Raw genomic sequence first — 24,670 nt, 5'->3', positions numbered from 1 at the left:
GCAGAGGGAAGCCTGATCTTCAGTAGCCCGGCGCGGGCTGCCACAGGCTGAAGCTGACGCCCTGGTCGTCGCTGACGACGGCGGACAGGCCCGACGGGCTTTCCGCCGGGACGGCGCAGCGACCGCCGAGTTCATTCATACGGGCGCAGGCGGCGTGGATGTCGTCCACGCGGAAGTAGAGGTTGGGAAAGGCCTTTTGCTCGCCCTTGGTGATGCCGAAGGCGGGATCGGAGCCGACCACATGGGCGTAGGTCGGGCTGGACGAGGCATCGTCGAAGCGCCAGCCGAACAGGCCCGCGTAGAAGGCGCGGGCCTTGTCGACGTCAGGGGTGTCGAGCGTGAAGTAGCCGAGCTGGATCATCCAGCCTTAAGCGGTCACCAGCAAAGAAAGTTGCTTCCCGCGCGGATCGCGGCCGCCTTCCTCGATCTCACGGTCCAGCAGGCGGGTCGGATAGTCGCCGGTGAAGTAGTGGTCGGTGTACTGCGGATTGGCGGCGTTGCGCGGTCCGGCGCCCAGGGCGTCGTACAGGCCGTCGATGGACAGGAAGCCGAGGGAATCGACCTCCAGCACGGCGCGCATCTCTTCCATGCTGTGGGTGGCGGCCATCAACTGCGACCGTTCGGGCATGTCGATGCCGTAGAAGTCGGGATAGAGGATCTGCGGGCTGGCCGAGCGTAGGTGAACCTCCTTGGCGCCCGCCGCGCGCACGGCGCGGACCAGCTTCAGCGAGGTGGTGCCGCGCACGATGGAATCGTCGATCAGCACGACGCGCTTGCCTTCCAGGGCGGCGCGGTTGGGGCTGTGCTTCATCCGCACGCCCTTCTGACGGGCGCCCTGGCTGGGCTGGATGAAGGTGCGGCCGAGGTAGTGGCTGCGGATGATGCCCATTTCATAGGGCAGGCCGCTTTCCTGGGCGTAGCCGAGGGCGGCGGGGACGCCCGAGTCGGGCACCGGCACCACGACGTCGGCCTCGACCACGTGCTCGCGCGCCAGGCGGCGGCCCATCTCCTTGCGGACGTCGTAGACCGACAGGCCGTTCACGACCGAGTCGGGGCGGGCGAAGTAGACGTATTCGAACAGGCAGGGACGGGCAGCGCGGGCGGCAAAAGGCTTGATCGAGGTCAGGCCTTCGTCGTCGATGACCACGACCTCGCCGTGCTCGACGTCGCGCACGAAGGTGGCGCCGATCAGGTCAAGCGCGCAGGTCTCGGACGCCAGCACCCAGGCCTCGCCGACCTTGCCCAGCACCAGGGGGCGGATGCCCAGCGGATCGCGCGCGCCGATCATCTTGAAACGGGTCTGGGCCACCAGGGCGTAGCCGCCCTCGATGCGGCTCAGGGCGTCGATGAAGCGGTCGACGATCTTGGCCTTACGGCTGCGGGCGATCAGGTGAAGGATGGCCTCGGAGTCCGAAGTGGACTGGAAGATCGCGCCTTCCGAGACAAGTTGCGCGTGCAGGTATTTGAAATTGGTCAGGTTGCCGTTGTGGGCGATGGCGATGCCGCCCTGGTCCAGATCGGCGAACATCGGCTGGATGTTGCGCAGGAAGCTGCCGCCGGCGGTGGAGTAGCGGGTGTGGCCGATGGCGGCCCGGCCCGGCAGCCGCTCGTTCAGCGCCGCGTTGCCGAAGGCCTCGCCGACCAGGCCCTGGTGCCGTTCCGTGTAGAAACGCTCGTCGTGGACGCTGGCGATGCCGCAGGCTTCTTGGCCGCGATGCTGCAGGGCGTGCAGGCCAAGCGCGACGATGGAGGAGGCTTCGTTCTCGGGCGCGCCCCAGACGCCGCAGACGCCGCACTCCAGGCGCAGCTGATCGTCCTCCGGCTCACGCCAGTGCTCACGGTGAACGACGGGTTCGGCGATATGGTGGCGCATCGTCAGGCTCCGATGACCGGGAAAGGATAACTCAAAGGACGGCGCCGCGCACGTAGTCCGCGAATGCGTCGGGGGCAAGGCTCATTGGTCGGAAAACCCTTCGCGGACGGAAGAACCGACCACGGGAGTCAGGGCGTCGGCGCCCTTTCCAAGCGTGGGCAGCACGATCTGGATGGCCCGAGCGGCGCCTTCGCTGACCGGCGCGGTGGCGGCTTCGGACAGCCAGCGCGGCGGGTTGTCCTGCATGGCGCCCATGATGACCAGATGCACCGCCCCGATCAGGGCCAGGGCGCGGATCAGGCCGACCGCCAGGCCCAGAGTCCGATCCAGCACGCCCAGCGCATGGCCGCGCGCGCCCTGTGAAATGGCCGAGCCGATAAAGCGCAGGCCGAAGTAGAGGATGACGAAGACCAGCCCTACGGCCAGCACCGAACCGGCCCAGTCCGGATCGACCAGATCGCGCCCGATCGGCGCCGTCCACGGCAGGGTGATCAGGGCCAGCAGCGCCGCCAGCAGGAAGCTGAACAGGGCCGTGATCTCGCGCATGCCGCCCCGGAACCATCCGGCGGCGCCCGAGGCCAGCAGGGCCAGGATCACGAAGACGTCGTAGCCGGTCACGCGCGCTGCGGCCTCAATGCGTTGGGGAACGCGCCTTAGTAGCGGTTCTGGGAGATCTGCTCGACCGCGTCGGTCAGGCGGGTGACGACGGTCAGGGCGACATCGCCCTTCTTTACCTTGCCATTGGCTTGTGGCGGCGCGAGGGCGCGCTCGAAGCCCAGCTTCTTGGCCTCGCGCAGACGGGCCTCGGCGCGGCCGACGGCGCGGACCTCGCCCGACAGGCCGATCTCGCCGAAGACGACGCAGCCCTGCGGCAGGGGCATGTCCAGCGCCGAGGAGATCAGGGCGGCGGCGGCGGCCAGATCGGCGGCGGGTTCATTGATCCGCATCCCGCCCGCGACGTTCAGATAGACATCCTTGTCGCCAAACCCCAGACCGCAGCGCGCCTCCAGCACAGCCAGCAGCATGGCTAGGCGGCCGGAGTCCCAGCCGACGACGGCTCGTCTTGGCGTGCCGTATGCAGAAGGCGCGACAAGAGCCTGTATTTCCACCAGAACGGGGCGCGATCCCTCGATCCCGGCGAAGACGGCGGCGCCGGGCGCCCGGTCCTTGCCCTCGCCCAGGAACAGGGCCGAGGGGTTGGGCACTTCGCGCAGGCCGGAATCGCCCATCTCGAACACGCCGATCTCGTCGGTGGCGCCGAAGCGGTTCTTGCCCGCGCGCAGGATGCGGAAGGGATAGCCGCGCTCGCCCTCGAAGCTGAGGACGGCGTCGACCATATGCTCGACCACGCGCGGCCCGGCGATCTGGCCGTCCTTGGTGACGTGGCCGACCAGGACGATGGCCGGGCCGCCGTTCTTGGCCAGCCGCACCAGTTCGGCGGCGCAGGCGCGCACCTGAGTGATGGAGCCGGGGCCGGCGTCGTGTGCGTCGCTCCACAGCGTCTGGATGGAGTCGATGATGACGATGTCGAACGGGTCGCGCTTCAGCGTCGTCAGGATGTCGCGCAGGGCGGTGGCGGAGGCCAGCGACACGTCGGCGTCGGCCACGCCCATGCGTTTGGCGCGGGCGCGGATCTGCTCGATCGCCTCTTCGCCCGAGATATAGGCGACCTTGGCGCCGTTGCGGGCCGCCTTGGCCGTGACCTCCAGCAGCAGGGTCGACTTGCCGACGCCGGGGTCGCCGCCCAGCAGGATGGCCGAGCCGGGCACCACGCCGCCGCCGCAGACGCGGTCGAACTCGGTCACGCCGGTGACGATCCGCGGCGGTTCAGGCGTGTCGGACTGCAGCGTCTCGAACTGGACCCCGCGCCCGCGCGCGGTCGAGGCGGGCTTCATGGCGCCCGGCGGGGCGGCCTTGGATTCCTCGACCAGGGCGTTCCACTCGCCGCAGGCCGAACACTGCCCGGCCCATTTGGAATGAACCGCTCCGCAGGATTTGCAGACGAAGAGAAGAGAGTCGCGCGCCATGGTCCAGACCTAGCAGATCAGACGGGCGAGGGCAGGCGGGATGAAATGAGGTGCGTCCGAAATTGTCATAGGGAGACTGCGGGGTTGCGTCAGCATCCACACAGCCGTCATTCTGACATGATAAGGCCGTGATCCGACTCAATCGCCCAGAAGGCTAACGAATGACCCTGGAAAATCCCCCCGCCGTCGACCCCTCGCTCGTCTCGCGGGTCAAATACATCCTGACCCGGCCGAAGTTTGAATGGCCGGTGATCGACGCCGAAAGCGCCAGCATCAAGGGGCTGTTCACCAGCTATGCCGTCGTTCTAGCGGCCATTCCGGCGGTGGCGACCATTGTGGGCCAGATCGCCTTCGGTCATCGCGGCCTGATCGGGCCGCTGCTGGGCGGGGCGCTCAGCTATGTGCTGAGCCTGGTCAGCGTCTATGTGCTGGGCCTGATCATCGACGCACTGGCGCCGACCTTCGGCGGGACCAAGAACCCGGTGAAGGCGATGCAGGTCGCCGTCTATTCCATGACCCCGATGTGGGTCGCGGGCGTGCTGAACATTATTCCGACGCTGGGTTGGCTGGCCGGGCTGATCGGCCTCTATGGCTTCTATCTGATGTATCTGGGCCTGCCGACGCTGATGAAGACCGCCGCCGCCAAGGCGCTGGGCTACACCATCGTCGTGGTGGTCGCGGCCATCATCCTGAACGCCATCGTCTTCGCCATCGTCGGCGCGGTGATCGCCAGCTTCGTTATCGTCGGCGCAGGCGCGGCGGCGTTCGCCCTGAGCTAAGTCTCAAAGAGAAGGGCTGAGGCCGAGCGCCTCAGCCCTTTGTCTTTCAGCCATTGTAGACGCGCGGCACGCGCGGCGTGATCGAGGTCAGCAACTCATAGCTGATGGTGCCCGCCGCCGCCGCCGCGTCGTCGATCAGGCGGTTGGCGCCGAAGATCTCCACCGGATCGCCCGCCTTGACGTCCAGGCCGGTCACATCGACCGCCAGCACGTCCATCGACACCCGGCCGATGATCGGCCGCATCTCGCCCGCGATGAAGACCTGTCCCTTGGGGCTGTAGGAGCGCAGCACGCCGTCGGCGTAGCCCGCGCCAACGGTCGCCACGCGCATCGGCCGCTCTGCCTTGTAGCCCTGCGAATAGCCGACGGTTTCGCCTGCGGGCACGTCGCGCACCTGCACCGCCTGGGCGATCAGGCTGGCGACAGGCGCGATCTTCTCGTGCGGACGGCCTTCCGGCCCGCCGCCGTACAGGCAGATGCCCGGCCGCACCACGTCGAAGGCGAAGTCCGGCCCCAGGAAGCAGCCACCCGAGTTGGCGAAGGAGCGCGTCACGCCCGGATAGCGTTGGACCGCCGCCGCATAGGCGTCGCGCTGGGCGCGGTTCAGCGGGTTGGACGGTTCGTCGGCGCAGGCCAGGTGAGTCATCACCAGTTCGAGGCCCTCGAACGGTTCGGGCGCGTCCTCGACGCGGAAGCCCAGCCGGTTCATGCCGGTGTCGATCTGCAGTCCGCAGGCGCCGCCGCCCGCCGCCTGCCAGGTCTGAAGCTGGGTCGGGTGGTTGATGACGGGCCGCAGGTTCGAGGCCTTGAGCATGGCGGCGCCGTCGCCGTGGCACCCGTCCAGAATATAGATGACCGCCTCGGACCCGATCGCCTCGCGCAGACGCACGCCCTCGGCCGCGCGGGCGACGAAGAAGGTGCGCGCGCCCTCGGCCATCAGACGCTTGGTCACGGCGGCGGCGCCGAGGCCGTAGCCGTCAGCCTTCACGACCGGATTGACCGGACGGCCGGTCAGGGTCTCGAGCGTATGATAATTTCGGGCGAGAGCGCCCAAGTCGACGGCAAGGGTGGCGGGCGGGGAGGACATGCTCCGTTCTATGCCGCAAGTTTGTTCGTCCCGACAGTCCTCAGCCGTCAATGCGGGCCGGGATTCTCCTGGCTCAGCCAATCGCTGGCGTCTTGAACTGCAAAGGCTCCGCTCTCCGAAGCAAAGCGATTCAGGAGGAAGGCGTGGCCGCTGCCATAGATCACCAGCACCCGTTCGTCCGGGCTGGCGGCCAGGCGGGTGATGTTGGCGAAGATTTTCAGGTTGCGGCCGTGCCAGGCGCCGACCCAGTTGGCGCCCTCCAGCCCCAGCAGGGCGTAGTCGTGATAGACGCGGTGCTGGCGCAAGAGATAGTCGGGCGTATTGATGGCGGCCAGCCAGTCGCCGATCGCCATGCCATCAACCATCTGCTGGGCGTCGCGCGCGCGGTCAGGCGAACGCAGGGCCCGAAAGCGGGCGAGATTGTCGCCCTCGTACGGTTGGCTGTTCCAGTCATAGTCGGCGATCTCGCCGGGCGGCATGTCGTTCCAATCCACGGCGTACAGGCGATCGTGGCCGAGGCGCGCGGCGAGGCGCAGGCCGAATTGGTCGATCTCATTGGCGGTCAGCTCGAGACGGCCGGCGCGATAGTCTGCGTAGCGTTGATCCAGCTCGGCCTGATCGCCGCTCTTGACCTCTACGGCGATCCGAGTGGGACGCCACGCGGCAAGGGCGGCCACGACCTCTTCGATCTGCGCCTGACGATCCGGCCCCAGAATGTCACGGTGCTGGATGTTGACGACGTCACGGTTGTTGTTGGCCAGGTGACCAGAGCCCATGACCATCAGGGCGGGTCGGACCTCGGCCGGCCGCTGGCTCAGCAGGACGGCGTCGCCCTCGAAAATCTGAGCGACCGCCGGCGCGGCGCACAAGCAGGCGATGATGATCGATGCCGATGAAAGGAAAGTGGTGCGAGACATGGCCATTCCTCCATTGAAGGTTGGCGGCTACCTTGCCCAGCCTCTTTCGTCGCGTTGCTTAATTATTTGAAACTCAGATTAAATATAAGCAATGAAAGGCGGTGTCGAAGGTGAGATCAGAGTAGAAATTTACTCCGGAATATCCGCATAGGCGCCGCCGTAGCGGCCGTCGTGGGCCAGGTTGCCGAAGCGGGTGGTGTTGGAATCGAACGCCAGCTTGACGATGCCGATGGGGCCGTGACGCTGCTTGCCGATGACCACTTCGGCCTGGTGCTGCAGGCGGTCCATGTCTTCCTGCCACTTCAGGTGTTCTTCGGTGCCTTCGCGCGGCTCGGCGCGGCCGAGGTAGTAGCTTTCGCGATAGACGAACATGACGCAGTCGGCGTCCTGCTCGATCGAGCCGGATTCCCGCAGGTCGGACAGTTGCGGCCGCTTGTCATCGCGCTGCTCGACCTGACGCGACAGCTGCGACAGGGCGATGATGGGGACGTTCAGTTCCTTGGCCAGGGCCTTTAGGCCGCCGGTGATCTCGGAGACCTCCTGCACCCGGTTCTTCTGGCTGTTCTCGCCGGTCGTCACGAGCTGCAGGTAGTCGACCACGATCAGGTCGAGGCCGTGCTCCATCCGCTTCAGCCTTCGTGCGCGCGCCGCCAGCTTGGAGATGGATAGGCCGCCGGTGGCGTCGATGTAGAGGGGGCTTTCGCCGATCTCGATGGCTGCGTCGCGGATCTTGCCGAAGTCCGAGGCGTCGATTTCGCCCTTGCGCAGCTTGTCCGAGGACACGCCCGACGCATCGGCCAGGATACGCATGGCCAGCTGTTCGGCGCTCATTTCCAGCGAGTAGAAGGCGACGACGCCGCCGTCGACGGTCTTGCGTCCGCCGTCCGGCGTCGGCTCCCAGCGGTAGTTGCGCGCGACGTTGAAGGCGATGTTGGTCGCCAGCGCTGTCTTGCCCATCGAGGGACGGCCCGCGAGGATCAGAAGGTCGGAGGGGTGCAGGCCGCCCAGCTTCTGGTCCAGGTCGTCCAGACGGGTGGCCAGACCGGCCAGCTTGCCCTCGCGCTGATAGGCCTCGCCCGCCATCTCGACCGCGCCGGACAGGGCGTGGGAGAAGCTGACGAAGCCCGACGACGGCTTTCCCGTCTCGGCCAGGGAATAGAGCGTCTGCTCGGCCTGTTCGATCTGTTCGTCGGCGGGCGTCTCGGGGTTGGGCGCCTCCTTGATGATCTCGCCGCCGATGCGGATCAGGTCGCGGCGCAGGGCCAGGTCATAGACGACGCGGGCGTAGTCGGGGGCGTTGGCGGCGGGCGGCGCCCGGTCCACCAGATCGGCGAGGTAACGCAGACCGCCGAACTCCTGAAACGCCGGATCCTGCTTGAACCGCTCCATCAGGATGGTCGGCTCGGCCAGCAGGCCCTGGCGGATGTGGTCCTCGACCGCATCGAACAGGCGCTGGTGGAAGGGTTCGTAGAAATGGCTGCCGCGCAGTCGGTCCGACAGGCGCTCGAACACGGCGTTGTCGAACATCAGCGAGCCCAGAAGGGCCTGCTCCGCCTCCAGATTGTGGGGCATGGACGACACCTGCACGGCGTCGTTGGCGTCAAAGGGCATCGGAGCGAAGGCGGCGTTCATCGTGGCCATGGTGAAACATCCGCGCGCGCTGCGTCAGGGGCGGACGCTCATAGGGGTGGACAAGTGGCCGTTGGGCCTGTGGATTCTCTGGGGAGGCCCGCCTCAGCCGCGGCAGGGATAGCGCTCGACCATCCAGTCGCGCACAGCCTGGGTCACGGTGATGCGGCGTCGCGCCTCGGGCATGGTCTCGAAGCGCGCCACCAGGGTCTCGGGCGTGATGCCGGTGCCGGAGGCGGGAATGCAGTGCGCCGGGGTGCGGCCGGCGGAGACGGCCGAGGCCTGCTCGGCCTTGACCGTGCTGACGGCGCCCGTGACTTCGCGGATCAGACGGCGCGTGTCAGGGCGCATCATGGCCACGGCGCGGTTGCGCGGGATGTTCTGGCCGATCGTCAGGAACTGCTGGACGGTCATCTCGGCCGACTGGGCCTGGGCCAGCGGCGCCGAGGCGAGCAGCGTCAGGGCGCCCAGCGGCGCGGCGAAAAGAGCATGAACGGAACGCGACATGGGGGACTAGATGCTCTCGTGAAGCCGGCTTCGCAAGGTCTGGCGGTTCAGGTTCATGCGGGACACGGATGCGCCTCGGCCATCCATTCGCGCACCGCCTGGGTCACGGAGATGCCGCGCCGCTGGGGCGGGATGCTGCTGAAGCGGCCCAGAATCTCGCCGGTGTTCACGCTGACCTTGTCCGGCACGCAGGTGGCCGGGCGACGACCGGCGGCGCGGGCGGCCGCTTGCTCGTCTCGGATTGTCTTGAACGCCGCCTTCATCTCGTTCATCAGCCGGCGCGTGTCCGAGCGCAAAAGGGCGGTCGGATTGCGAGGTATGCCGTCGGCCGTGGTCAGGAACTCCTGAACCGTCATGGCGCTCGCGCTTGACGCCAGCAGGCTGGCGGCAAGCGCGAGGATGAGCGTGGGCTTGTTCATGCGAACTCTCCGAACGACAGAGCCAGCTTGGCCGCATCGTGGATGAATGCTCGCTGAACGCCGTCAGGTCGTCAGCGTGGCGGCCGCGGCGGTCGCCGCCGCAGCCGCCACGCCGCCCCGAGCAGCAGACCCCGACGCGAGGAGGAGGGGGAGGAGCTCCTTTCACGCCGGGTCTGACGCCGCTGTCACCACCTCACGTTCAGTCGGGCGTAGCCGTAGCGGCCGTTGAACCCGAACGGCGAGTAGTAGGGGAAGCCCAGCACGCCGTTGTTGTTCAGGTTGGCGGGCACGAAGTCGGGGTATTCGTCGAAGACGTTGTCGACGCCGATCGCCAGGCCGACCCGGTCGGTGATCTGGAAGCGGCCTTCCAGGTCGATGGTGGTCTTGTCGCCGGTCGAATAGTCGTTGGCGGGGACCGAACCGGGTTGCAGCACGCTGGCGTAATAGGTCGCTCGCGCCGTCGCGCCCCAGCGGCCCAGGCTCCAGTCGGCGGAGGCGGAGACCTTGGTGTCAGGCGTGCCCTCCTCGATGGTCAGGATGCGCTGGCGGGAGAACAGGGTCGGCGCCGGGTTCAGCACCGAGGTCGAGGTCGGGAATTTCGTCACGCTGACGTCATTGACGTTGGCGGCGACGGTGAAGTCCCAGTCGCCGGCCGTCTCGGTCCGCAGGCGATAGCGGCCGACGATGTCGACGCCTTCGGTCTCGGTCGTCACGCCGTTGAGGAAGAAGCGCGCGGCCTGGACCCCCAGCGGGTCCAGCAGGCCGGCGACCTGGGGCGAGAAGCTGCGGTTGATCAGCTCCGACAGGACGATCTGGTTCTCGATCTCGATGCGATAGGCGTCGATCGTCAGGTCGAAATTCCCCAGGCGGACCACGGCGCCCAGCGTGTAGTTGGTCGAGGTTTCGGCCTTCAGCGGGCGGGCGCCCAGGACCGAGGCGACCTCGCTGGTGGCGGGGAAGGTGCCGGTTTCGACGAAGCCGCCGTCCTGGACGACCGAGGAGGTCGAGGTGAAGAAGCTCTGCTGCAGCGACGGGGCGCGGAAGCCGGTCGACACCGAACCGCGCAGGGCGAAGTTCGGGCTGAAGTCGTAGCGGGCGGCGAACTTGCCCGTCTGGGCGTCGCCGAAGTCGGAATAGTCTTCGACGCGCAGCGCGCCCTCGACCGTCAGTTTCTCGGTCAGCGGGATTTCGACGTCGGCGTACAGAGCGACGGCGTCGCGGTCTTCATCCACCTCGTTCGAGGGCTGGAAGCCGGGGAATCCCTGGGCGCCGCCGGCCAGGGCTGTGTTCGTCCCCAGCGGGCCGCGGTTCCACGATTCCGGCTGACCGGCGTCGATCTTGTAGGTCTCCTTGCGGGCCTCCAGGCCCCAGGCGAAGTTCAGCGGACCGCCGTCCAGGCCGACCTCGAACTGGCGCGTAAAGTCGGCGCCGAAGACGAGTTGGTCATAGGTCAGTCCGCCGGAATCGAAGCTGGTCGGGGAGTCGGCGCCGTAGGTGGCGTTCAGCGAATCCTCGGTGCGGAAGTCCAGGGCGTTGCGGCCGTAGACCAGGCTGAAGTCGGCGTCCCATCCGGCCAGCGTCCCGCGCACGCCGCCGGCGGCGGACAGGTCCTGGGAGTTGATGGCGATCTTGGGCAGGAAGCCGTTCGGATAGATGGACGGCACATTGTTGGGGTTGTCAGAGAGGCGCGGGAAGGCGGCCGAGGAGCTGTCACGCTCCTGATAGCCGGCCCAGCCATAGGCCTCCCAGTCGGCGTTCAGCGGCTTGCCCGCATTGGCGAAGACGCTCCACTGTTCGACCTTGGGGTCGCCGAAGCGGCCGGTGATCGCGCCGTTGGCGGCGGGGCGCGGATCATAGTCCGAACGGCTGGTGGGATCGCGGTCGGAATATTCCGCCGACAGGGTCAGGAAGCCGTCCGGGCCCAGTCCGAAGCCCTGCCAGGCCGAGACGGTGACGGCGCGGCCGTCCTCCTCGTCCCGCTTGCCGCGCGCGGTCTCCACATTGGTGAAGTACTGGCCGTAGGTGACGCTGGCGCCGCCGCCCTCACGGGCCTCCTTGAGGCGCAGGTTGACGACCCCGGCGATGGCGTCCGAGCCGTATTGCGCCGAGGCGCCGTCGCGCAGCACCTCCACTCGATCCAGGGCGCCGCTGGGGATGGCGTTCAGGTCGACGGCGGCGGAGCCGCGCCCGACCGTGCCGTTGACGTTGACCAGGGCCGAGGCGTGGCGGCGCGTGCCGTTGACCAGCACCAGGGTCTGGTCCGGCGACAGGCCGCGCAGGGTGGCGGGGCGTATCGAGTCTGTCCCGTCGTTGGCCGAGGGGCGCTGGAAGGTCAGCGACGGCACGGTCTGGGCCAGGGCGGCGGCGAACTCGGTCGTGCCGCGGTTCTGCAGGGTTTCGGCCGTCACCACGTCGACGGGGGCCAGGGTGTCCAGGCGCGAGCGGGCCGGGGCGCGGGTGCCCGTCACCACGATGTCGTCGACCGAGGTGGCGTCGTCAGGGATCGTCTGGGCGCCGGCGGCGCCCGCGATCAGCAGGGCGGCGCCGGATACGGCGGCCAGAAGGGCGGGGCGGCGGGGGAAGCGGGAGGTCATCTCGAGAGGTCGTCTTTTCTGATTGGACGCGCGTCAGGGATCGCCGCCGCGTGAGGGCGGGCGTCGGGCGCGTCGGGAAGCGGAATTCTTAAGGCGAACGCAAACCGCAGACCGGCGGCGGACCGGTCAGGGAGGGCGGTCTCAGGGTCGCGGGCACGGACATCGCGCCGGTCGGATCACCGGGCGATGCAGTCGGGCGTAAAGGCCGGGGCGCATCGTCATCTCCTGGCCCGTCAAGGGCGACGGGCGATGGCGATATTGCGGTGCGAAAGCGGCGACGGCTATCGAGATTATGTGTGGTTAGCGTGAGAAAAACTAAACGGCGGGCGTGAAGGCGGAAAAGAAAAGGGCGCTTCCTTGCGGAAGCGCCCCTCGATCATCTCGCCGAAGCGACAGGATCAGGCTTCGTCGCCGAAGCCTTCCTGTTGGCCGGCGCCGCCTTCCAGCAGCTCCTGAGCGGCCTGATCAGCAGCTTGACGCTCGTCGTCGAACTGGCTGCGGATCACGTCCTCGCCCTTCGCCTGACGCTCGGCTTCGTCGGCCGAACGGGCGATGTTGATCTTGACCGTGGCCGAGACCTCGGGGTGCAGGCGGACCAGCACCTCGTGGACGCCCAGCGTCTTGATCGCCGTGTTCAGGACGACCTGCGAGCGCTCGACCTTGCCGCCTTCGGCGCGGACGGCCTCAGCGACGTCGCGACCGGCGACCGAACCGTACAGCTGGCCGGTTTCGCCGGCCTGACGGATCATGACGTAGCTCTGACCGTCGATCTTGTCGGCGATCTTCTGCGACTCGGCCTTGTTCTTCTCGTTGCGGGCCTCGATGGCGGCGCGCTCGATTTCGAAGGCCTTCAGGTTGGCTTCCGTGGCGCGACGAGCCTTGTCGCGCGGCAGAAGGAAGTTACGGGCGAAACCGTCCTTGACAGTGACGACGTCGCCGATGGCGCCGAGGTTCTCGACGCGTTCCAGCAGAACGACCTTCATCTTACTTCACCACGTACGGCAGCAGGGCCAGGTAGCGGGCGCGCTTGATGGCCTTGGCCAGTTCGCGTTGCTTCTTGGCGGAAACGGCGGTGATGCGCGAAGGCACGATCTTGCCGCGTTCGGAGACGTAACGCTGCAGCAGCTTCACGTCCTTGTAGTCGATCTTCGGCGCGTTGGCGCCCGAGAACGGGCAAACCTTGCGGCGACGATAGAAGGGGCGACGGGCCGGGCCGGAGCCGGCCGGAGCGCCCGGGATGGGGGCAGTCGTATCGGTCATGATCCGGTTCCTTATTCCGAAGCCGCGGCGTCGTCGCCGCGCGGGCCGCTGCGGTCACGCTCGCGTTCGCGGCGGGCCAGCAGGGGCGACAGCTCCAGGTCGAGTTCCTCGACGCGGATGGTCAGCCAACGCAGCACGTCTTCGTTGATCGACAGCTGACGCTCGACTTCGGCCATGGCGGCCGGCGGGCAATCAACGGCCATCAGCGAATAGTGAGCCTTGCGGTTCTTCTTGACCCGGTAGGTCAGGTTGCGCAGACCCCAGTACTCGATCTTGGCGACGGAGCCGCCGTTTTCTTCGATCAGAGCCTTGATGGTGTCGTTCAGCGCTTCGGCCTGTTGCGCCGAGATATCCTGGCGCGTCATGACCGTGTGCTCGTAAAGAGCCATGCGGCATTCTCCCTTGGCGGACATCGGCGCGGGCGAACCGGGTAGTTCGTCCACGATGGCTCCTGACGCGGCGGACGGGAGTTTCCCGGCCCTTTGACGTTCCGCAGCAGGACCGAAGCCCTGGAAAGGGCGCGCCTATACGGGAAAAACCCCGGCAGGGCAAGGCGCGGCGGCCTTTGCGCCCGCGATTGGCAGAGGCGGCGAAGCGCGGCACGGTGCGCATCAAGCAGCCGGAGCGCTCAGGATGACGCAAACGCCGACGCCGAGGAACCGCTGGTCGCTGATCGGGCCGGGCATCGTGGTGGCCGCGACCGGCGTGGGCGCCGGGGATCTGGTCGCCACCCTGATCGCCGGATCGCGCTTCGGCTACGCCCTGCTGTGGGCCGCCGTGATCGGGACCGTGCTGAAGATCGCCCTGGCCGAGGCCGTGGGGCGGTGGACCCTGTCCAGCGAGCGGACGATGTTCGAGGGCTGGTCAAGTCTGGGAGGCGGATGGCTGGACGGTCGGCTGAACTGGGCCGGGCTCTATTTCGGCGTCTATGTGGTGGTCTGGGGCTTCGTCTATGGCGCGGCGGCCATGACCTCGACGGCCCTGCCGCTGGCGGCGCTGTTCCCCGTGCTGGACCTGAAGGCCTGGGGAATGCTGAGCGGCGTCGCCGGGCTGATCTTCGTCTGGTTCGGCGGTTACGGCCTGTTCGAGAAGGTGATGACGGCCTGCGTCGGGGTGATGTTTGTCACCGTCGTCGGCCTGGCCGTGATCGTCACCCCGAACCTGCCGGAACTGCTGACCGGCCTGTGGCCGAGCCTGCCGGAGGGGGCGGCCTTCTACACCCTGGGCCTGATCGGCGGGGTGGGGGGCACCATCACCATGGCGGCCTATGGCTATTGGCTGAACGCCAAGGGCTGGAAGGGGCCGGGCTGGATGGCGGTGATGCGGCTGGACAATCGAGTCGCCTATATCGTCACCGGGGTCTTCGTCGTCGCCATGCTGATCGTCGGGGCCGAACTGCTCTATAGTGCGGGCATCGCCCTGCAGGGCGGGGACCGCGGGCTGCTGGATCTGGACCAGGTGCTGCGCGAGCGGTTCGGGCGGCCGATCTCCATCCTGTTCCTGGTCGGCTTCTGGGCCACCAGCTTCTCAAGCCTGCTGGGCGTGTGGCAGGGCGTCAGCCTGATGTTCGCCGACTTCACCGCCCATGTGCGCGGCCGGTCCGACGACCCTAAGGCGCGCGGCGACAAGAGCCGGGCGTTCCGCGCCTACGCCCTGTGGCTGACCTTCCCGCCGATGCTGCTGCTGTTCATGGATCGGCCGTTCGGGCTGATTGTCGCATATGGGGTGTTGGGCAGCCTGTTCATGCCCTTCCTGGCGGGGACGCTTCTGTGGTTGCTGAACAGCGCCCGAACGCCGCAGAAATGGCGCAGCGGCTGGGTTTCCAACCTGATGCTGGGGGCGGCGGCCCTGCTGTTCGCCGTGCTGGCGGGCAAGGAGCTGCTGGGCCTGATCCCGTCGTAGGCGGCCTATTCCTCGCAGGAGTTTCACAAAAGCCCCGGCGAACCGTCGCATTGGGCCGTTAGGCCTCGCCCTCGACCATATCGGTTCGGGGAAACATCGTCATGAAGCTGTCCGTCGCCTGTTTGGCCGCGTCTATTCTGCTGGCCGCCGCGCCCTCCATGGCGCAGGTCGTCGCGCCGCCGGACCCCGATCCGCTGCCGCCGCCGCTGCACGCGCCGAACGGCCGCTGGGCGGCCAAGGGCTGGGCCGACCGCATCGTGCTGAGCCCGGCCGCTGACGCTGCGCGCGGCGCCGCCGTGGCCTGGCGCACCGACACGCGCCAGAGCGCCGCCGAGGCCCAGATCGCCGAGGAGATCGACGGCCCCCTGCTGGGCTTCGCCGCCCGGACCGTGGCCGGGACCACGGCGCCGATCGAGAACGAGAACGGCCGCGCCCTCTATCATCAGGCGCGCTTTGACGGGCTGAAGCCGGACACGCGCTATGTCTATCGCGTGCGCGCCGCCGACGGCTGGAGCGAATGGCTGCCGTTCCGCACGGCCAAGGCGGAGTTCGCGCCGTTCCGCTTCATCTATCTGGGGGACACCCAGAACGACATTCTCGAGGTCGCGTCGCGCGTGATCCGCTCGGCCTTCAAGGAGGCGGGACCGGCGGCCCTGGTCGTCCATGCGGGCGATCTGGTGGCCCAGCGCGAGGTCAAGGTTCACGACGACGAATGGGGCGAATGGACCGAGGCCGGCGGCCGCGCCTTCGCCATGACGCCGCAACTGCCCGCCAGCGGCAATCACGAATACGTCGACCACATTCTGCCGAACGGCGAGGAATCGCGCCTTCTGGGGCCGCACTGGCCGCTGCAGTTCGCCCTGCCGGACAACGGGGCAGAGGGGGCCGAGGCGACCAGCTATTACGTCGACTATCAGGGCGTGCGCTTCATCGTGCTGGACGGCACGGCGGCGATCGACCTGGGCGCTGGGGGAGCCAGACGCGCTGGCTGGACCGTGTGCTGGCCGAAAGCCCGGCGCGCTGGAACGTCGCCCTGTTCCACCAGCCGATCTACACCTGCGCCCGGCCCGAGGACACCGAAGAGCTGAAGGCCGCCTGGAAGCCGATCTTCGACGCTCGCAACATCGATCTGGTGCTGCAGGGGCACGATCATTGCTACGGCCGCGTTTCCAATCCTGCGGGGGCCGAAGCCTCGCGCGCCGACAGCGCAGCGGGCCGTCCGCAGGGGCCGGTTTATGTCGTCTCCGTCACCGGCTCGAAGATGTACGGGCTGAACGACCGGGCGGACACGCAGCCGGTGCGCGCGGCCGAGAACACGGAGCTGTATCAGCTGATCGACGTCGAGGCGGACCGCCTGTCGTTCCGCGCCTTCACGGCGACGGGCGGACTGTATGACGCCTTCACGCTGGAGCGGCAGGCCGATGGGACAAAGCGGCTGATCGAGACGCAGGACACCCTGCTGGCCCTGCGTCGTTGCGACGGCGCGGCCGGGCCGGACGACCGCCCCTGCACGGCGGAAATCAAGGACTGAGGGCAAAGCCATCAAATTCCGCTCATCCCGGCGGACGCCGGAATCCAGTGCTCTGGCTTCAAAGCTCTGCGGCTGACAGGACGGGCTTTGGACTGGCGCTCTCACTGGGTCCCCGCTTCCGCGGGGATGAGCGGAGGAGGGGTAAAGCTGCGGCGTCCTTCTTGCCGTAGGGGAGGGATTCGCCTACCCCTCGCGGCTTGATTCAACGGATGACGGACGATCCCGGATGAGCCTCGCGCTTCTCTTTCCCGGTCAGGGCAGCCAGTCGGTGGGCATGGGCGTAGCCCTGTCGGAGGCCTTCGCCAGCGCGCGCGAAGTCTTCGCCGAGGTGGACGACGCCCTGAACCAGAAGCTGTTCGAGCTGATGCGTGAAGGGCCCGAGGATCAGTTGACCCTGACCGAGAACGCTCAGCCGGCCCTGATGGCCGTGTCCGTCGCCACGGCGCGGGTGCTGAAGGTCGAGTTCGGCGTCGACGTGGCGCGGGCGGCCTTCGTCGCCGGTCACTCGCTGGGCGAATATTCGGCTCTGGCCGCGGCGGGCGCGATTAGCCTGTCGGACACCGCCCGCCTGCTGAAGCTGCGCGGTCAGGCCATGCAGCGCGCCGTGCCGGTGGGCAAGGGCGCGATGGCCTCGCTGATCGGCCCCAAGACCGATCTTGCGCTGGCTGAGGAAGCCGCCAAGGCCGGTTCGGCGGCTGGCGTCTGCGTCGTCGCCAACGACAACAACAAGGGCAACGTCGTCATCTCGGGCGACAAGGCCGCTGTGGACCTGGCCATCGAAAAGGCCAAGGAGCTGGGCGCGCGGGCCATTCCGCTGAACGTCTCGGCGCCGTTCCACTGCCCGCTGATGCAACCGGCCGCCGATGAGATGGCCGCTGCTCTGGCGGACGCCAAGATCGTCGCGCCCGTCGTGCCGGTGGTCGCCAACGTCACCGCCCGGCCGGAAACCGACGCCGAGGTCATCCGCCGCCTGCTGGTCGAGCAGGTGACGGGCCGCGTGCGCTGGCGCGAGAGCATGGAGTGGATGGCCTCTGAAGGCGGCGTGACCGGCTTCGTCGAGGTCGGCTCGGGCAAGGTGCTGACCGGCATGGCCAAGCGCATCGCCCCCGACGCCGAGGCCCTGGCGCTGAACACGGCTGAAGAGCTGGAAGCGTTCGCGAAAACCCTTTGATCCTTCTCCCCTTGCGGGAGAAGGTGGCTGGCGCAGCCAGACGGATGAGGGGTCTCACGGACGAGTCCGACAGAGCCTCTCAAAGTTGAAAACACGGCAGGGGTCGGCAAGACCCCTCATCCGGCCCTGACGGGCCACCTTCTCCCGCAAGGGGAGAAGGAAGAGGAGATTTCAATGTTCAATCTTTCGGGAAAGACCGCCCTCGTGACCGGCGCGACCGGCGGCATCGGCGGAGCCATCGCCCGCGCCCTGCACGCGCAAGGCGCGACTGTCGTCCTGTCCGGCACGCGCGAAGCCGTGCTGGCCGATCTGGCCAAGGAGTTGGGCGAGCGCGCCCACTTCGCCACGGCGAACCTTTCGGACCCGGAATCGGTCGATAATCTGGTGAACGCAGCCGAGACGGCGGCGGGCGCGCCGCTGGACATCCTGGTCGCCAACGCCGGCATCACCAAGGACGGCCTGCTGATGCGGATGAAGGACGAGGACTTCCAGTCCGTCATCCAGATCAACCTGGAGTCCTATTTCCGCCTGACCCGCGCGGTGGTGAAGGGGATGATGAAGCGCCGTTCGGGCCGCATCATCGGCATCACCTCGGTGGTCGGCGTCACCGGCAACCCCGGTCAGACCAACTATTCCGCCTCCAAGGCCGGGATGATCGGCTTCTCCAAGTCGCTGGCCCAGGAAGTCGGCTCGCGGGGGATCACGGTCAACTGCATCGCGCCGGGCTTCATCGCCTCGCCGATGACCGACGTGCTGAACGACCAGCAGCGCGAGGCCATCCTGTCGAAGATTCCGGCCGGACGTCTGGGCGCGGGCGACGAAATCGCCTCGGCCGCCGTCTATCTGTCGTCGGATGAAGCGGCCTACGTCACCGGCCAGACGCTGCACGTCAACGGCGGCATGGCGATGATTTGATCGCAGCGTGAAGTGTCATCACGACGCGCAACAGACTATTTCCACTTCCGCACCCTGTGCTAAAGGGCACGGACGTCTTTCGGGGGTGAGTCTCATTGAGGCTTGATCCCGGCAGGCAGCCGTGACACGGCGAAGCAACCCAAGACCCGCCATCACGGCGATTTCAAACAGGCAAGAGAGACACTCATGTCCGACACCCTCGAACGCGTCCGCAAGATCGTGATCGACCACCTGGACGCCGATCCGGACAAGGTCACCGAGAAGGCTTCCTTCATCGACGACCTGGGCGCCGACTCGCTCGACAACGTCGAACTGGTCATGGCCTTCGAAGAAGAATTCGACGTCGAAATCCCGGATGACGCCGCCGAGCACATCCAGACCGTCGGCGACGCGGTGAAGTTCATCGACGAGAAGCTGGCCGCCTGATCCGGCTGCGATCCGTCGCACTTAACCAAGCTGATGGCCGCCGTGACGGGACCCTAGCGGGACCGTCCGGCGGCCATTAGTGTTTCTGGCTACGATTCTGACCAAGAAGGAGCGCGAACCATGCGCCGCGTCGTCATCACGGGCCTGGGCCTGGTCACTCCGCTGGGCACGGGCGTCGAGCATGTCTGGAAGGGCATTCTGGACGGTCGCTCGGGCATCCGTCCGATCACCGCCTTCGACACCGAAGGCTATGGCTGCACCATCGCGGGCGAGGTGCCCAGCGTTGACGGACGCGGCGGCGGCGAAGCCGGTCAGCCCGGCGTCTTCGATCCCGATCAGGTGATGTCGGCCAAGGACCGCAAGCGCGTCGATGACTTCATCCTGTACGCCATCGCGGCGGCGGACGAGGCGCTGGCCGACGCTGACTGGAAGCCGGAATCGGAAGACGACAAATGCGCCACCGGCGTCATGGTCGGTTCGGGCATCGGCGGCCTCGGCCCCATCGCCGACACCGCCATCGTGCTGAAGGAACAGGGCGTCCGCCGGGTCAGCCCCTTCTTCATCCCCTCGGCCCTGATCAACCTGGCGTCGGGCCAGATTTCGATCCGCCACGGCCTGAAGGGTCCGAACCACTCGGTCGTCACGGCCTGCGCCACCGGCGCCCACGCCATCGGCGACGCGGCCCGGATGATCGCCCTGGGCGACGCCGAGGTCATGGTGGCGGGCGGCGCCGAAAGCTCGGTCGTGCCGATCGGCATCGCGGGCTTCCTGGCCTGCAAGGCCCTGTGCACCGCCTATAACGACACGCCGGAGAAGGCCTCGCGTCCCTATGACCGCGGCCATGCGGGCTTCGTCATGGGCGAGGGCGCGGGCGTCATGGTTCTGGAAGAGTACGAACACGCCAAGGCGCGTGGGGCCAAGATCTACGCCGAGGTCGTCGGTTACGGCATGAGCGGCGACGCCTATCACATCACCGCTCCCTCGGAAGACGGCGACGGCGGCCTGCGGGCGATGAAGGCGGCGCTGAAGCGCGCCGGGATGCAGCCGTCGGACCTCGACTACGTCAACACCCACGGCACCTCGACCATGGCCGACTGGATCGAACTGAAAGCGGTCGAACGTCTGGTCGGCGATCACGCCAAGGATCTGGCCGTGTCGTCCACCAAGTCGATGACGGGTCACCTGCTGGGCGCCGCCGGGGCGATCGAGAGCATCTTCTCGGTCCTGGCCATCCGCGATCAGATGGCGCCGCCGACCATCAACCTGGACGACCCGGAGATGGAGACGCCGATCGACCTGATCCCGCACAAGGGCAAGGCCAAGAAGATCGACGTGGCGATGTCCAACAGCTTCGGCTTCGGCGGCACCAATGCGGCCGTGATCTTCAAGAAGGTCGACTGACTTGGCCAAGGCTCCGTCCCGCCGCACTCCCAAGGTTCGCATTCCCAAGTCGCGCGTTCCGAAAAAGGGCGGCGGGGGCGGGGCGGGGCGTTCCGGCCTCGGCGTCGGCCTGATCACCGCCGCCGGGACGCTGGGACTGTTCCTCGTCGCGGCGCTGGTGGCGCTGTGGGCCATCTACTGGGGACCGGGACCGAGAGCGGCGGAAGGCGAGGCGACCATCGTCACCCTGCCGTCCGGGGCGGGCGTTCCGGCCATCGCGGCCAATCTGAAATCGGCGGGGGTGATCCGCTCCACCGACCTGTTCCGCGCGGCGATCAGCCTGACCGGCGCCGACCGCAAGATCCGCGCGGGCGAGTATGAGGTGCCGTCGGGCGCCTCTCTGGCGACCGTGGTGGGCCTGCTGGTCGACGGCAAGGCGGTGCGCCATTACGTGACCCTGCCCGAGGGCTGGTCCAGCGCCCAGGCGGTCGACATCCTGATGAAGCAGCCGGTCCTGACCGGCGAGGTCGAGGTTCCGCCCGAGGGCAGCCTGTGGCCGGAGACCTATGAGGTTACGCGCGGCGAGACCCGCGCCGCCGTCGTCGCCCGGATGCAGCGCGCCGCAAAGACCAAGCTGGAGACGCTGTGGGCCGCCCGCTCGCCCGCCACGGTGGTCACGACGCCGGAAGAGGCGGTCGTCCTGGCCTCCATCGTCGAGAAGGAGACGGGCATCGCCTCCGAACGGCCCGAGGTGGCGGCCGTCTTCACCAACCGCCTGCGTCTGGGGATGCGGCTGGAGAGCGACCCGACCATCGTCTACGGCGTGACCAAGGGGCGGCCGCTGGGGCGGGGCATCCTGCTGTCGGAGCTGCGTCGACCGACGCCGTGGAACACCTATCTGATCGACGGCCTGCCGCCGACGCCCATCGCCAATCCGGGCGAGGAGGCGCTGAAGGCCGTGCTGAACCCGCCGCGTTCGGAATATGTCTTCTTCGTCGCCGACGGCACGGGCGGCCACGTCTTCGCCCGCACCTATCAGGAGCATCTGCTGAACGTGGCGCGCTGGCGCGAGATCGAGCGCCGCAAGGCCGGTCTGGCGGCGGGGGAGAGCGCGCCGGAAACCTCGCCTGCGCCGATGACGGACGAGGCCGCGCCGCCCCTCGCCATCCCGCCGGGCGCCAAGGTCATTCGCGTGCCGACGGAGGCCGGACGATGAGCAACTTGATTTCAGGCATGACCGGCTTCGGCCGCGCCGACGGGACGCTGGACGGCTGGACCTGGACGGTCGAGGCGCGCTCGGTCAACGGGCGCTCGCTGGAGACGCGCTTTCGCGGCCCGCACGGCTTCGACAATCTGGAGCGGCTGGCCAAGGCGGCGGCTCAGGCGCGGCTGAACCGGGGGCAGGTGACGCTGGGCCTGCAAGCCAAGCGCGCCGAGGGAGCCGAGCCCGCGCCGCGCGTCAATGAGACGGTGCTGGCGACCTATCTGCGGCTGGCCAACCAGTTGGCGGAGGAGGGGGCGACCCCGCCCTCGGCCGACGGCCTGCTGGCCCTGCGCGGCGTCATCGAGGTCGCCGAGGAAGATGAGGACGCCGAGGCTCGCGCTGCGCTTGAGGCCGCCATGGCCGCCACGGTCGAACGGGCGCTGGATGCGCTGAAGGCCTCGCGCCTGCGCGAAGGCGAGCAACTGACGCCGGTCATCCACGACTTTGTCGGGACCATCGAGGCCCTGGTCGCGCGCGCCGAACTGGAGGCGTCGGCCCAGGTTGAGGCCATCCGCGAGCGCTTCACCCGCCGCATCAGCGAACTGGCCCCCGACGCGCCGGGTCTGGAAGAGCGCGTCTTCCTCGAGGCCGCCGCGCTGGCGACCAAGGCCGATGTGCGCGAGGAACTGGATCGGCTGACGGCCCACGTCGCCTCGGCCCGCGCACTGTTGCAGCAACCCCCCGCCGGTCGAAAACTCGACTTCCTGATGCAGGAATTCATGCGTGAGGCGAACACCCTCTGTTCGAAATCCGCTACGACCGCGCTCACCGGAATCGGCCTGGAGTTGAAGGCCGTCATCGAGCAGCTTCGAGAACAAGTTCAGAATGTCGAATAACCGCACCCCCCGCCGTGGCGTCCTGCTGATCGTGGCCAGTCCGTCGGGGGCCGGAAAGACCTCGCTGTGCCGCCGCCTGATGGCCGACCACAAGGGGCTGGAGCTGTCGGTCTCCATGACCACCCGCGACATCCGTCCGGGCGAGGTGGACGGGCGCGACTACAACTTCGTCAGCCAAGAAGAATTCCAGCGCCTGATCGACGCCGACGCCTTTCTGGAATGGGCCGATGTGCACGGCAACCGCTACGGCAGCCCGGCCGCCCCGGTCGAGCGGGCGCTGGCGGAAGGGCGCGACGTCCTGTTCGACATTGACTGGCAAGGCGCCCGCGACGTGGCCGCCAAATGCCCCGGCGACGCCGTACGGGTCTTCATCCTGCCGCCCAGCCTTGAGGAACTGCGCCGTCGCCTGGTGACGCGCTCTCAGGACGCAGAGGACGTGATCGAGCGCCGCGTCGCCAACGCCAAGGGCGAGATCGAGCACTGCGACGACTTCGACTATGTGCTGGTCAATGAGGACTTCGACCGGTCGTACGCCGAGCTGGCCCACATCTATCACGCCGAGCGCAGCTGCCGTCGTCGCAATCTGTGGGTCGAAGGTTACAAGCAGGCCCTGCTGAAGGAAGTGGTCTGACGCCGATGAACGAGGACGAACACCGCCGCTGGCTGGCCCAGGCCGTCGATCTGGCGCTGGAGAACGTCAAGGCGGGCGGTCGGCCGTTCGGCGCGGTGCTGGTCAAGGACGGGGCGCTGGTCGCCAGCGGCGTCAACCGGATGCTGGCGACGAACGATCCCAGCTCCCACGCGGAAATGGAGGCCCTGCGTCAGGCTGGGCCGGCGCTGGGCGGTGTCGACCTGTCGGGCGCGGTCCTCTACGCCAGCGGTCACCCGTGCCCCATGTGCCTGGCGGCGGCGGTGATGACGCGGGTCAGCGCCGTCTACTACGCCTTCAGCAATGCGGACGCCGAGCCCTACGGCTTCTCCAGCGCGGCGACGTATCAGGCGCTAGGCGTGACGCTGGACCCGCCGCCGCTGCCGCTGACGCAACTGGACGCGCCCGGTCGGACGGCGGCGGAGCTTTACGCCGCCTAGCGGAAGGTCACGCGCACGCCGGGCTTGACCTTGGAGGCCAGTTGTTCGGCGTCCCAGTTGGTCAGGCGCACGCAGCCGCTGGAAAAGGTCTTGCCGACCTTGGACGGGTCCGGCGTGCCGTGGATGCCGTAGGTGTCGCGCGACAGGTCGATCCATACCGAGCCGACCGGATTGTTCGGCCCCGGCGGCACGATGACCTTGCGGTCGCCCCGGTCATAGCTGACCCGATCCGGGTCGTAGGTGTAGTTGGGCTCGGGCGCGACGCCGACGACGCTCAGCTCGCCCGACGGCGCCGGGCGCGCCGAACTGCCGATGGTGGCGGGATAGAAGGCCAGCAGCCTGTCCGCCGCATCATAGACCCGCACCGAACGCTCGGCCTTGTCCACGACGATATGGGCCACGTCGCCCGCCAGATCGGTCTGGGCCACGGCGGCCACCACGAGGGGCTGGCCCGCCTTGCCGAAGTCGGCGCCGGGGTTGAGCGCCTGCAGCAGGCCCTCGGTCATGTGGAACTTCTCGGCCAGCATCTCCAGCGGCGTGGCGTAGCCGACGGTCTGGAGCCTGGCCATGTCGGTCAGATTGGCCGGAAGCTGGCCGATGAAGGGACCCGCCAGATCGGCGGCGGTGATCGTGTAGTCGGTCAGGACCCGGCCGTCGTCGCCGGCGGTCAGGCGGCGGAAGACCTCGGCGTCCAGCACCCCGTCCTGGGGCAAGCCGGCGGCCTTTTCGAAGGCGGCGATCGCCTGGCGCGTGTTGTCGCCGCCCAGACCATCGATCACGCCGGGCGAAAAATTGGCGCGGTCCAGCAGGATCTGAGCGCGCGCCGTCGCCGCGTCGGGCCGTGCGGGTTGACCCTCGACGGGGGCCGGGACGGATTCGAACACGGCGGCCTCGACCGCCTCGCGGGTCAGGGGCGAGGCGGTGGTTTCGGCGACCGGAGGCTGTTCGGGCCTCGGCGTCTCGGTCGGTGATCCGCAGGCCGTGAGGGCGGCCAGGACGAAGGGCAGGGTGGAGACGGCGAGGCGCGGTTTCGACATGAAAGCTCCGAAGGTTTCGGGGCTTGT

At 68.0% G+C, this 24,670-nt stretch carries 26 protein-coding genes; 12 read left to right on the top strand and 14 right to left on the bottom strand.

Annotation, left to right across the window (positions count from 1 at the left end):
• Nucleotides 1-19 precede the first annotated feature (19 nt).
• From AC52GN_RS09220 to radA, 4 genes are all read right to left on the bottom strand, one after another.
• Nucleotides 20-361 (bottom strand): VOC family protein, encoded by a 342-nt coding sequence (locus tag AC52GN_RS09220; RefSeq protein WP_496526841.1) that lies wholly within the window; start codon nucleotides 359-361, stop codon nucleotides 20-22.
• A 6-nt stretch (nucleotides 362-367) separates the two neighbouring features.
• A complete protein-coding gene (gene purF / locus AC52GN_RS09215) occupies nucleotides 368-1,873 on the bottom strand; it encodes an amidophosphoribosyltransferase (RefSeq protein WP_346486522.1) in 1,506 nt (501 codons plus the stop codon).
• An 81-nt stretch (nucleotides 1,874-1,954) separates the two neighbouring features.
• On the bottom strand, nucleotides 1,955-2,491 hold the full coding sequence (locus AC52GN_RS09210; protein WP_496526840.1) for a CvpA family protein: 537 nt from the start codon (nucleotides 2,489-2,491) through the stop codon (nucleotides 1,955-1,957).
• A gap of 35 nt (nucleotides 2,492-2,526) precedes the next feature.
• Nucleotides 2,527-3,900: a DNA repair protein RadA gene (gene radA / locus AC52GN_RS09205; protein WP_496526839.1), complete on the bottom strand. Its 1,374-nt coding sequence runs from the start codon at nucleotides 3,898-3,900 to the stop codon at nucleotides 2,527-2,529.
• A 161-nt stretch (nucleotides 3,901-4,061) separates the two neighbouring features.
• Here radA and AC52GN_RS09200 point away from each other — a divergent pair, with 161 nt between their 5' ends.
• Entirely contained in the window at nucleotides 4,062-4,679 is a 618-nt protein-coding gene (locus AC52GN_RS09200) for a Yip1 family protein (protein ID WP_496526838.1), read from the top strand.
• Nucleotides 4,680-4,725: 46 nt separating this feature from the next.
• Here AC52GN_RS09200 and alr read toward each other — a convergent pair whose 3' ends face one another.
• The 9 genes from alr to rpsF all read right to left on the bottom strand — a co-directional run bounded on the left by alr (nucleotide 4,726) and on the right by rpsF (nucleotide 13,481).
• Nucleotides 4,726-5,766 (bottom strand): alanine racemase, encoded by a 1,041-nt coding sequence (gene alr / locus AC52GN_RS09195; protein ID WP_496526837.1) that lies wholly within the window; start codon nucleotides 5,764-5,766, stop codon nucleotides 4,726-4,728.
• A gap of 47 nt (nucleotides 5,767-5,813) precedes the next feature.
• The gene (locus AC52GN_RS09190; RefSeq protein ID WP_496526836.1) at nucleotides 5,814-6,683 is read right to left on the bottom strand and encodes a DUF5694 domain-containing protein; all 870 of its coding nucleotides are present in this window, start codon (nucleotides 6,681-6,683) and stop codon (nucleotides 5,814-5,816) included.
• A gap of 129 nt (nucleotides 6,684-6,812) precedes the next feature.
• A complete protein-coding gene (locus AC52GN_RS09185; RefSeq protein WP_422388325.1) occupies nucleotides 6,813-8,324 on the bottom strand; it encodes a replicative DNA helicase in 1,512 nt (503 codons plus the stop codon).
• Between the two features lie 93 nt (nucleotides 8,325-8,417).
• On the bottom strand, nucleotides 8,418-8,819 hold the full coding sequence (locus AC52GN_RS09180; protein ID WP_312219654.1) for a hypothetical protein: 402 nt from the start codon (nucleotides 8,817-8,819) through the stop codon (nucleotides 8,418-8,420).
• A 53-nt stretch (nucleotides 8,820-8,872) separates the two neighbouring features.
• Nucleotides 8,873-9,238, bottom strand: a complete 366-nt coding sequence (locus tag AC52GN_RS09175; RefSeq protein WP_312219655.1) for a hypothetical protein — start codon at nucleotides 9,236-9,238, stop codon at nucleotides 8,873-8,875.
• A 185-nt stretch (nucleotides 9,239-9,423) separates the two neighbouring features.
• Nucleotides 9,424-11,832 (bottom strand): TonB-dependent receptor plug domain-containing protein, encoded by a 2,409-nt coding sequence (locus AC52GN_RS09170; protein ID WP_496526835.1) that lies wholly within the window; start codon nucleotides 11,830-11,832, stop codon nucleotides 9,424-9,426.
• 398 nt (nucleotides 11,833-12,230) lie between these two features.
• The gene (rplI, locus tag AC52GN_RS09165; protein ID WP_291774221.1) at nucleotides 12,231-12,815 is read right to left on the bottom strand and encodes a 50S ribosomal protein L9; all 585 of its coding nucleotides are present in this window, start codon (nucleotides 12,813-12,815) and stop codon (nucleotides 12,231-12,233) included.
• A gap of 1 nt (nucleotide 12,816) precedes the next feature.
• Nucleotides 12,817-13,092: a 30S ribosomal protein S18 gene (gene rpsR / locus AC52GN_RS09160; RefSeq protein WP_003167100.1), complete on the bottom strand. Its 276-nt coding sequence runs from the start codon at nucleotides 13,090-13,092 to the stop codon at nucleotides 12,817-12,819.
• An 11-nt stretch (nucleotides 13,093-13,103) separates the two neighbouring features.
• A complete protein-coding gene (gene rpsF / locus AC52GN_RS09155; protein WP_291776060.1) occupies nucleotides 13,104-13,481 on the bottom strand; it encodes a 30S ribosomal protein S6 in 378 nt (125 codons plus the stop codon).
• Between the two features lie 244 nt (nucleotides 13,482-13,725).
• Between rpsF and AC52GN_RS09150 the strand changes: the two genes are divergently transcribed.
• The 11 genes from AC52GN_RS09150 to AC52GN_RS09100 all read left to right on the top strand — a co-directional run bounded on the left by AC52GN_RS09150 (nucleotide 13,726) and on the right by AC52GN_RS09100 (nucleotide 23,606).
• Nucleotides 13,726-14,994: an Nramp family divalent metal transporter gene (locus AC52GN_RS09150; protein ID WP_346521792.1), complete on the top strand. Its 1,269-nt coding sequence runs from the start codon at nucleotides 13,726-13,728 to the stop codon at nucleotides 14,992-14,994.
• A gap of 101 nt (nucleotides 14,995-15,095) precedes the next feature.
• Nucleotides 15,096-16,082, top strand: a complete 987-nt coding sequence (locus tag AC52GN_RS09145) for a purple acid phosphatase family protein (protein WP_496526834.1) — start codon at nucleotides 15,096-15,098, stop codon at nucleotides 16,080-16,082.
• Nucleotides 15,992-16,525: a metallophosphoesterase family protein gene (locus tag AC52GN_RS09140; protein ID WP_496526833.1), complete on the top strand. Its 534-nt coding sequence runs from the start codon at nucleotides 15,992-15,994 to the stop codon at nucleotides 16,523-16,525. Before AC52GN_RS09145 ends, AC52GN_RS09140 begins: the two co-directional genes overlap by 91 nt.
• A gap of 226 nt (nucleotides 16,526-16,751) precedes the next feature.
• Complete coding sequence (gene fabD, locus AC52GN_RS09135; protein WP_496526832.1) at nucleotides 16,752-17,696, top strand: ACP S-malonyltransferase; 945 nt, start codon at nucleotides 16,752-16,754, stop codon at nucleotides 17,694-17,696.
• Nucleotides 17,697-17,870: 174 nt separating this feature from the next.
• On the top strand, nucleotides 17,871-18,611 hold the full coding sequence (fabG, locus tag AC52GN_RS09130; protein ID WP_343829516.1) for a 3-oxoacyl-[acyl-carrier-protein] reductase: 741 nt from the start codon (nucleotides 17,871-17,873) through the stop codon (nucleotides 18,609-18,611).
• Nucleotides 18,612-18,797: 186 nt separating this feature from the next.
• Nucleotides 18,798-19,037, top strand: coding sequence for an acyl carrier protein (locus AC52GN_RS09125; RefSeq protein WP_003165440.1), 240 nt, complete (start codon nucleotides 18,798-18,800; stop codon nucleotides 19,035-19,037).
• A gap of 120 nt (nucleotides 19,038-19,157) precedes the next feature.
• On the top strand, nucleotides 19,158-20,438 hold the full coding sequence (gene fabF, locus AC52GN_RS09120; RefSeq protein ID WP_496526831.1) for a beta-ketoacyl-ACP synthase II: 1,281 nt from the start codon (nucleotides 19,158-19,160) through the stop codon (nucleotides 20,436-20,438).
• 1 nt (nucleotide 20,439) lies between these two features.
• A complete protein-coding gene (gene mltG, locus AC52GN_RS09115) occupies nucleotides 20,440-21,633 on the top strand; it encodes an endolytic transglycosylase MltG (RefSeq protein ID WP_496526830.1) in 1,194 nt (397 codons plus the stop codon).
• Complete coding sequence (locus tag AC52GN_RS09110) at nucleotides 21,630-22,517, top strand: YicC/YloC family endoribonuclease (RefSeq protein ID WP_496526829.1); 888 nt, start codon at nucleotides 21,630-21,632, stop codon at nucleotides 22,515-22,517. Before mltG ends, AC52GN_RS09110 begins: the two co-directional genes overlap by 4 nt.
• Nucleotides 22,507-23,148 carry a guanylate kinase gene (gmk, locus tag AC52GN_RS09105; RefSeq protein ID WP_291774272.1) on the top strand — a complete coding sequence of 214 codons (642 nt, stop codon included), beginning with the start codon at nucleotides 22,507-22,509 and terminating at the stop codon, nucleotides 23,146-23,148. Before AC52GN_RS09110 ends, gmk begins: the two co-directional genes overlap by 11 nt.
• A 5-nt stretch (nucleotides 23,149-23,153) precedes the next feature.
• Nucleotides 23,154-23,606 (top strand): nucleoside deaminase, encoded by a 453-nt coding sequence (locus tag AC52GN_RS09100; protein ID WP_291774275.1) that lies wholly within the window; start codon nucleotides 23,154-23,156, stop codon nucleotides 23,604-23,606.
• On the opposite strand, the gene AC52GN_RS09095 is transcribed toward AC52GN_RS09100, so the two are convergent.
• Nucleotides 23,603-24,643, bottom strand: a complete 1,041-nt coding sequence (locus tag AC52GN_RS09095) for a L,D-transpeptidase family protein (protein WP_496526828.1) — start codon at nucleotides 24,641-24,643, stop codon at nucleotides 23,603-23,605. The genes AC52GN_RS09100 and AC52GN_RS09095 overlap by 4 nt on opposite strands.
• Nucleotides 24,644-24,670: the final 27 nt, after the last annotated feature.

The sequence above is a fragment of the Brevundimonas sp. SS2672 genome, from assembly GCF_059579685.1.
Note: the sequence above shows the minus strand (reverse complement) of the source record. Positions and strands in the feature narration are given on the sequence as shown.

Bases quoted from the DNA above. Each gene is read 5' to 3' on its own strand.
- AC52GN_RS09220 (WP_496526841.1), bottom strand. From the start codon at position 361: ATGATCCAGCTCGGCTACTTCACGCTCGACACCCCTGACGTCGACAAG.
- purF (WP_346486522.1), bottom strand. From the start codon at position 1,873: ATGCGCCACCATATCGCCGAACCCGTCGTTCACCGTGAGCACTGGCGT.
- radA (WP_496526839.1), bottom strand. From the start codon at position 3,900: ATGGCGCGCGACTCTCTTCTCTTCGTCTGCAAATCCTGCGGAGCGGTT.
- AC52GN_RS09200 (WP_496526838.1), top strand. From the start codon at position 4,062: ATGACCCTGGAAAATCCCCCCGCCGTCGACCCCTCGCTCGTCTCGCGG.
- alr (WP_496526837.1), bottom strand. From the start codon at position 5,766: ATGTCCTCCCCGCCCGCCACCCTTGCCGTCGACTTGGGCGCTCTCGCC.
- AC52GN_RS09190 (WP_496526836.1), bottom strand. From the start codon at position 6,683: ATGTCTCGCACCACTTTCCTTTCATCGGCATCGATCATCATCGCCTGC.
- AC52GN_RS09185 (WP_422388325.1), bottom strand. From the start codon at position 8,324: ATGGCCACGATGAACGCCGCCTTCGCTCCGATGCCCTTTGACGCCAAC.
- AC52GN_RS09180 (WP_312219654.1), bottom strand. From the start codon at position 8,819: ATGTCGCGTTCCGTTCATGCTCTTTTCGCCGCGCCGCTGGGCGCCCTG.
- AC52GN_RS09175 (WP_312219655.1), bottom strand. From the start codon at position 9,238: ATGAACAAGCCCACGCTCATCCTCGCGCTTGCCGCCAGCCTGCTGGCG.
- AC52GN_RS09170 (WP_496526835.1), bottom strand. From the start codon at position 11,832: ATGACCTCCCGCTTCCCCCGCCGCCCCGCCCTTCTGGCCGCCGTATCC.
- rplI (WP_291774221.1), bottom strand. From the start codon at position 12,815: ATGAAGGTCGTTCTGCTGGAACGCGTCGAGAACCTCGGCGCCATCGGC.
- rpsR (WP_003167100.1), bottom strand. From the start codon at position 13,092: ATGACCGATACGACTGCCCCCATCCCGGGCGCTCCGGCCGGCTCCGGC.
- rpsF (WP_291776060.1), bottom strand. From the start codon at position 13,481: ATGGCTCTTTACGAGCACACGGTCATGACGCGCCAGGATATCTCGGCG.
- AC52GN_RS09150 (WP_346521792.1), top strand. From the start codon at position 13,726: ATGACGCAAACGCCGACGCCGAGGAACCGCTGGTCGCTGATCGGGCCG.
- AC52GN_RS09145 (WP_496526834.1), top strand. From the start codon at position 15,096: ATGAAGCTGTCCGTCGCCTGTTTGGCCGCGTCTATTCTGCTGGCCGCC.
- fabD (WP_496526832.1), top strand. From the start codon at position 16,752: ATGAGCCTCGCGCTTCTCTTTCCCGGTCAGGGCAGCCAGTCGGTGGGC.
- fabG (WP_343829516.1), top strand. From the start codon at position 17,871: ATGTTCAATCTTTCGGGAAAGACCGCCCTCGTGACCGGCGCGACCGGC.
- AC52GN_RS09125 (WP_003165440.1), top strand. From the start codon at position 18,798: ATGTCCGACACCCTCGAACGCGTCCGCAAGATCGTGATCGACCACCTG.
- fabF (WP_496526831.1), top strand. From the start codon at position 19,158: ATGCGCCGCGTCGTCATCACGGGCCTGGGCCTGGTCACTCCGCTGGGC.
- AC52GN_RS09110 (WP_496526829.1), top strand. From the start codon at position 21,630: ATGAGCAACTTGATTTCAGGCATGACCGGCTTCGGCCGCGCCGACGGG.
- gmk (WP_291774272.1), top strand. From the start codon at position 22,507: ATGTCGAATAACCGCACCCCCCGCCGTGGCGTCCTGCTGATCGTGGCC.
- AC52GN_RS09100 (WP_291774275.1), top strand. From the start codon at position 23,154: ATGAACGAGGACGAACACCGCCGCTGGCTGGCCCAGGCCGTCGATCTG.
- AC52GN_RS09095 (WP_496526828.1), bottom strand. From the start codon at position 24,643: ATGTCGAAACCGCGCCTCGCCGTCTCCACCCTGCCCTTCGTCCTGGCC.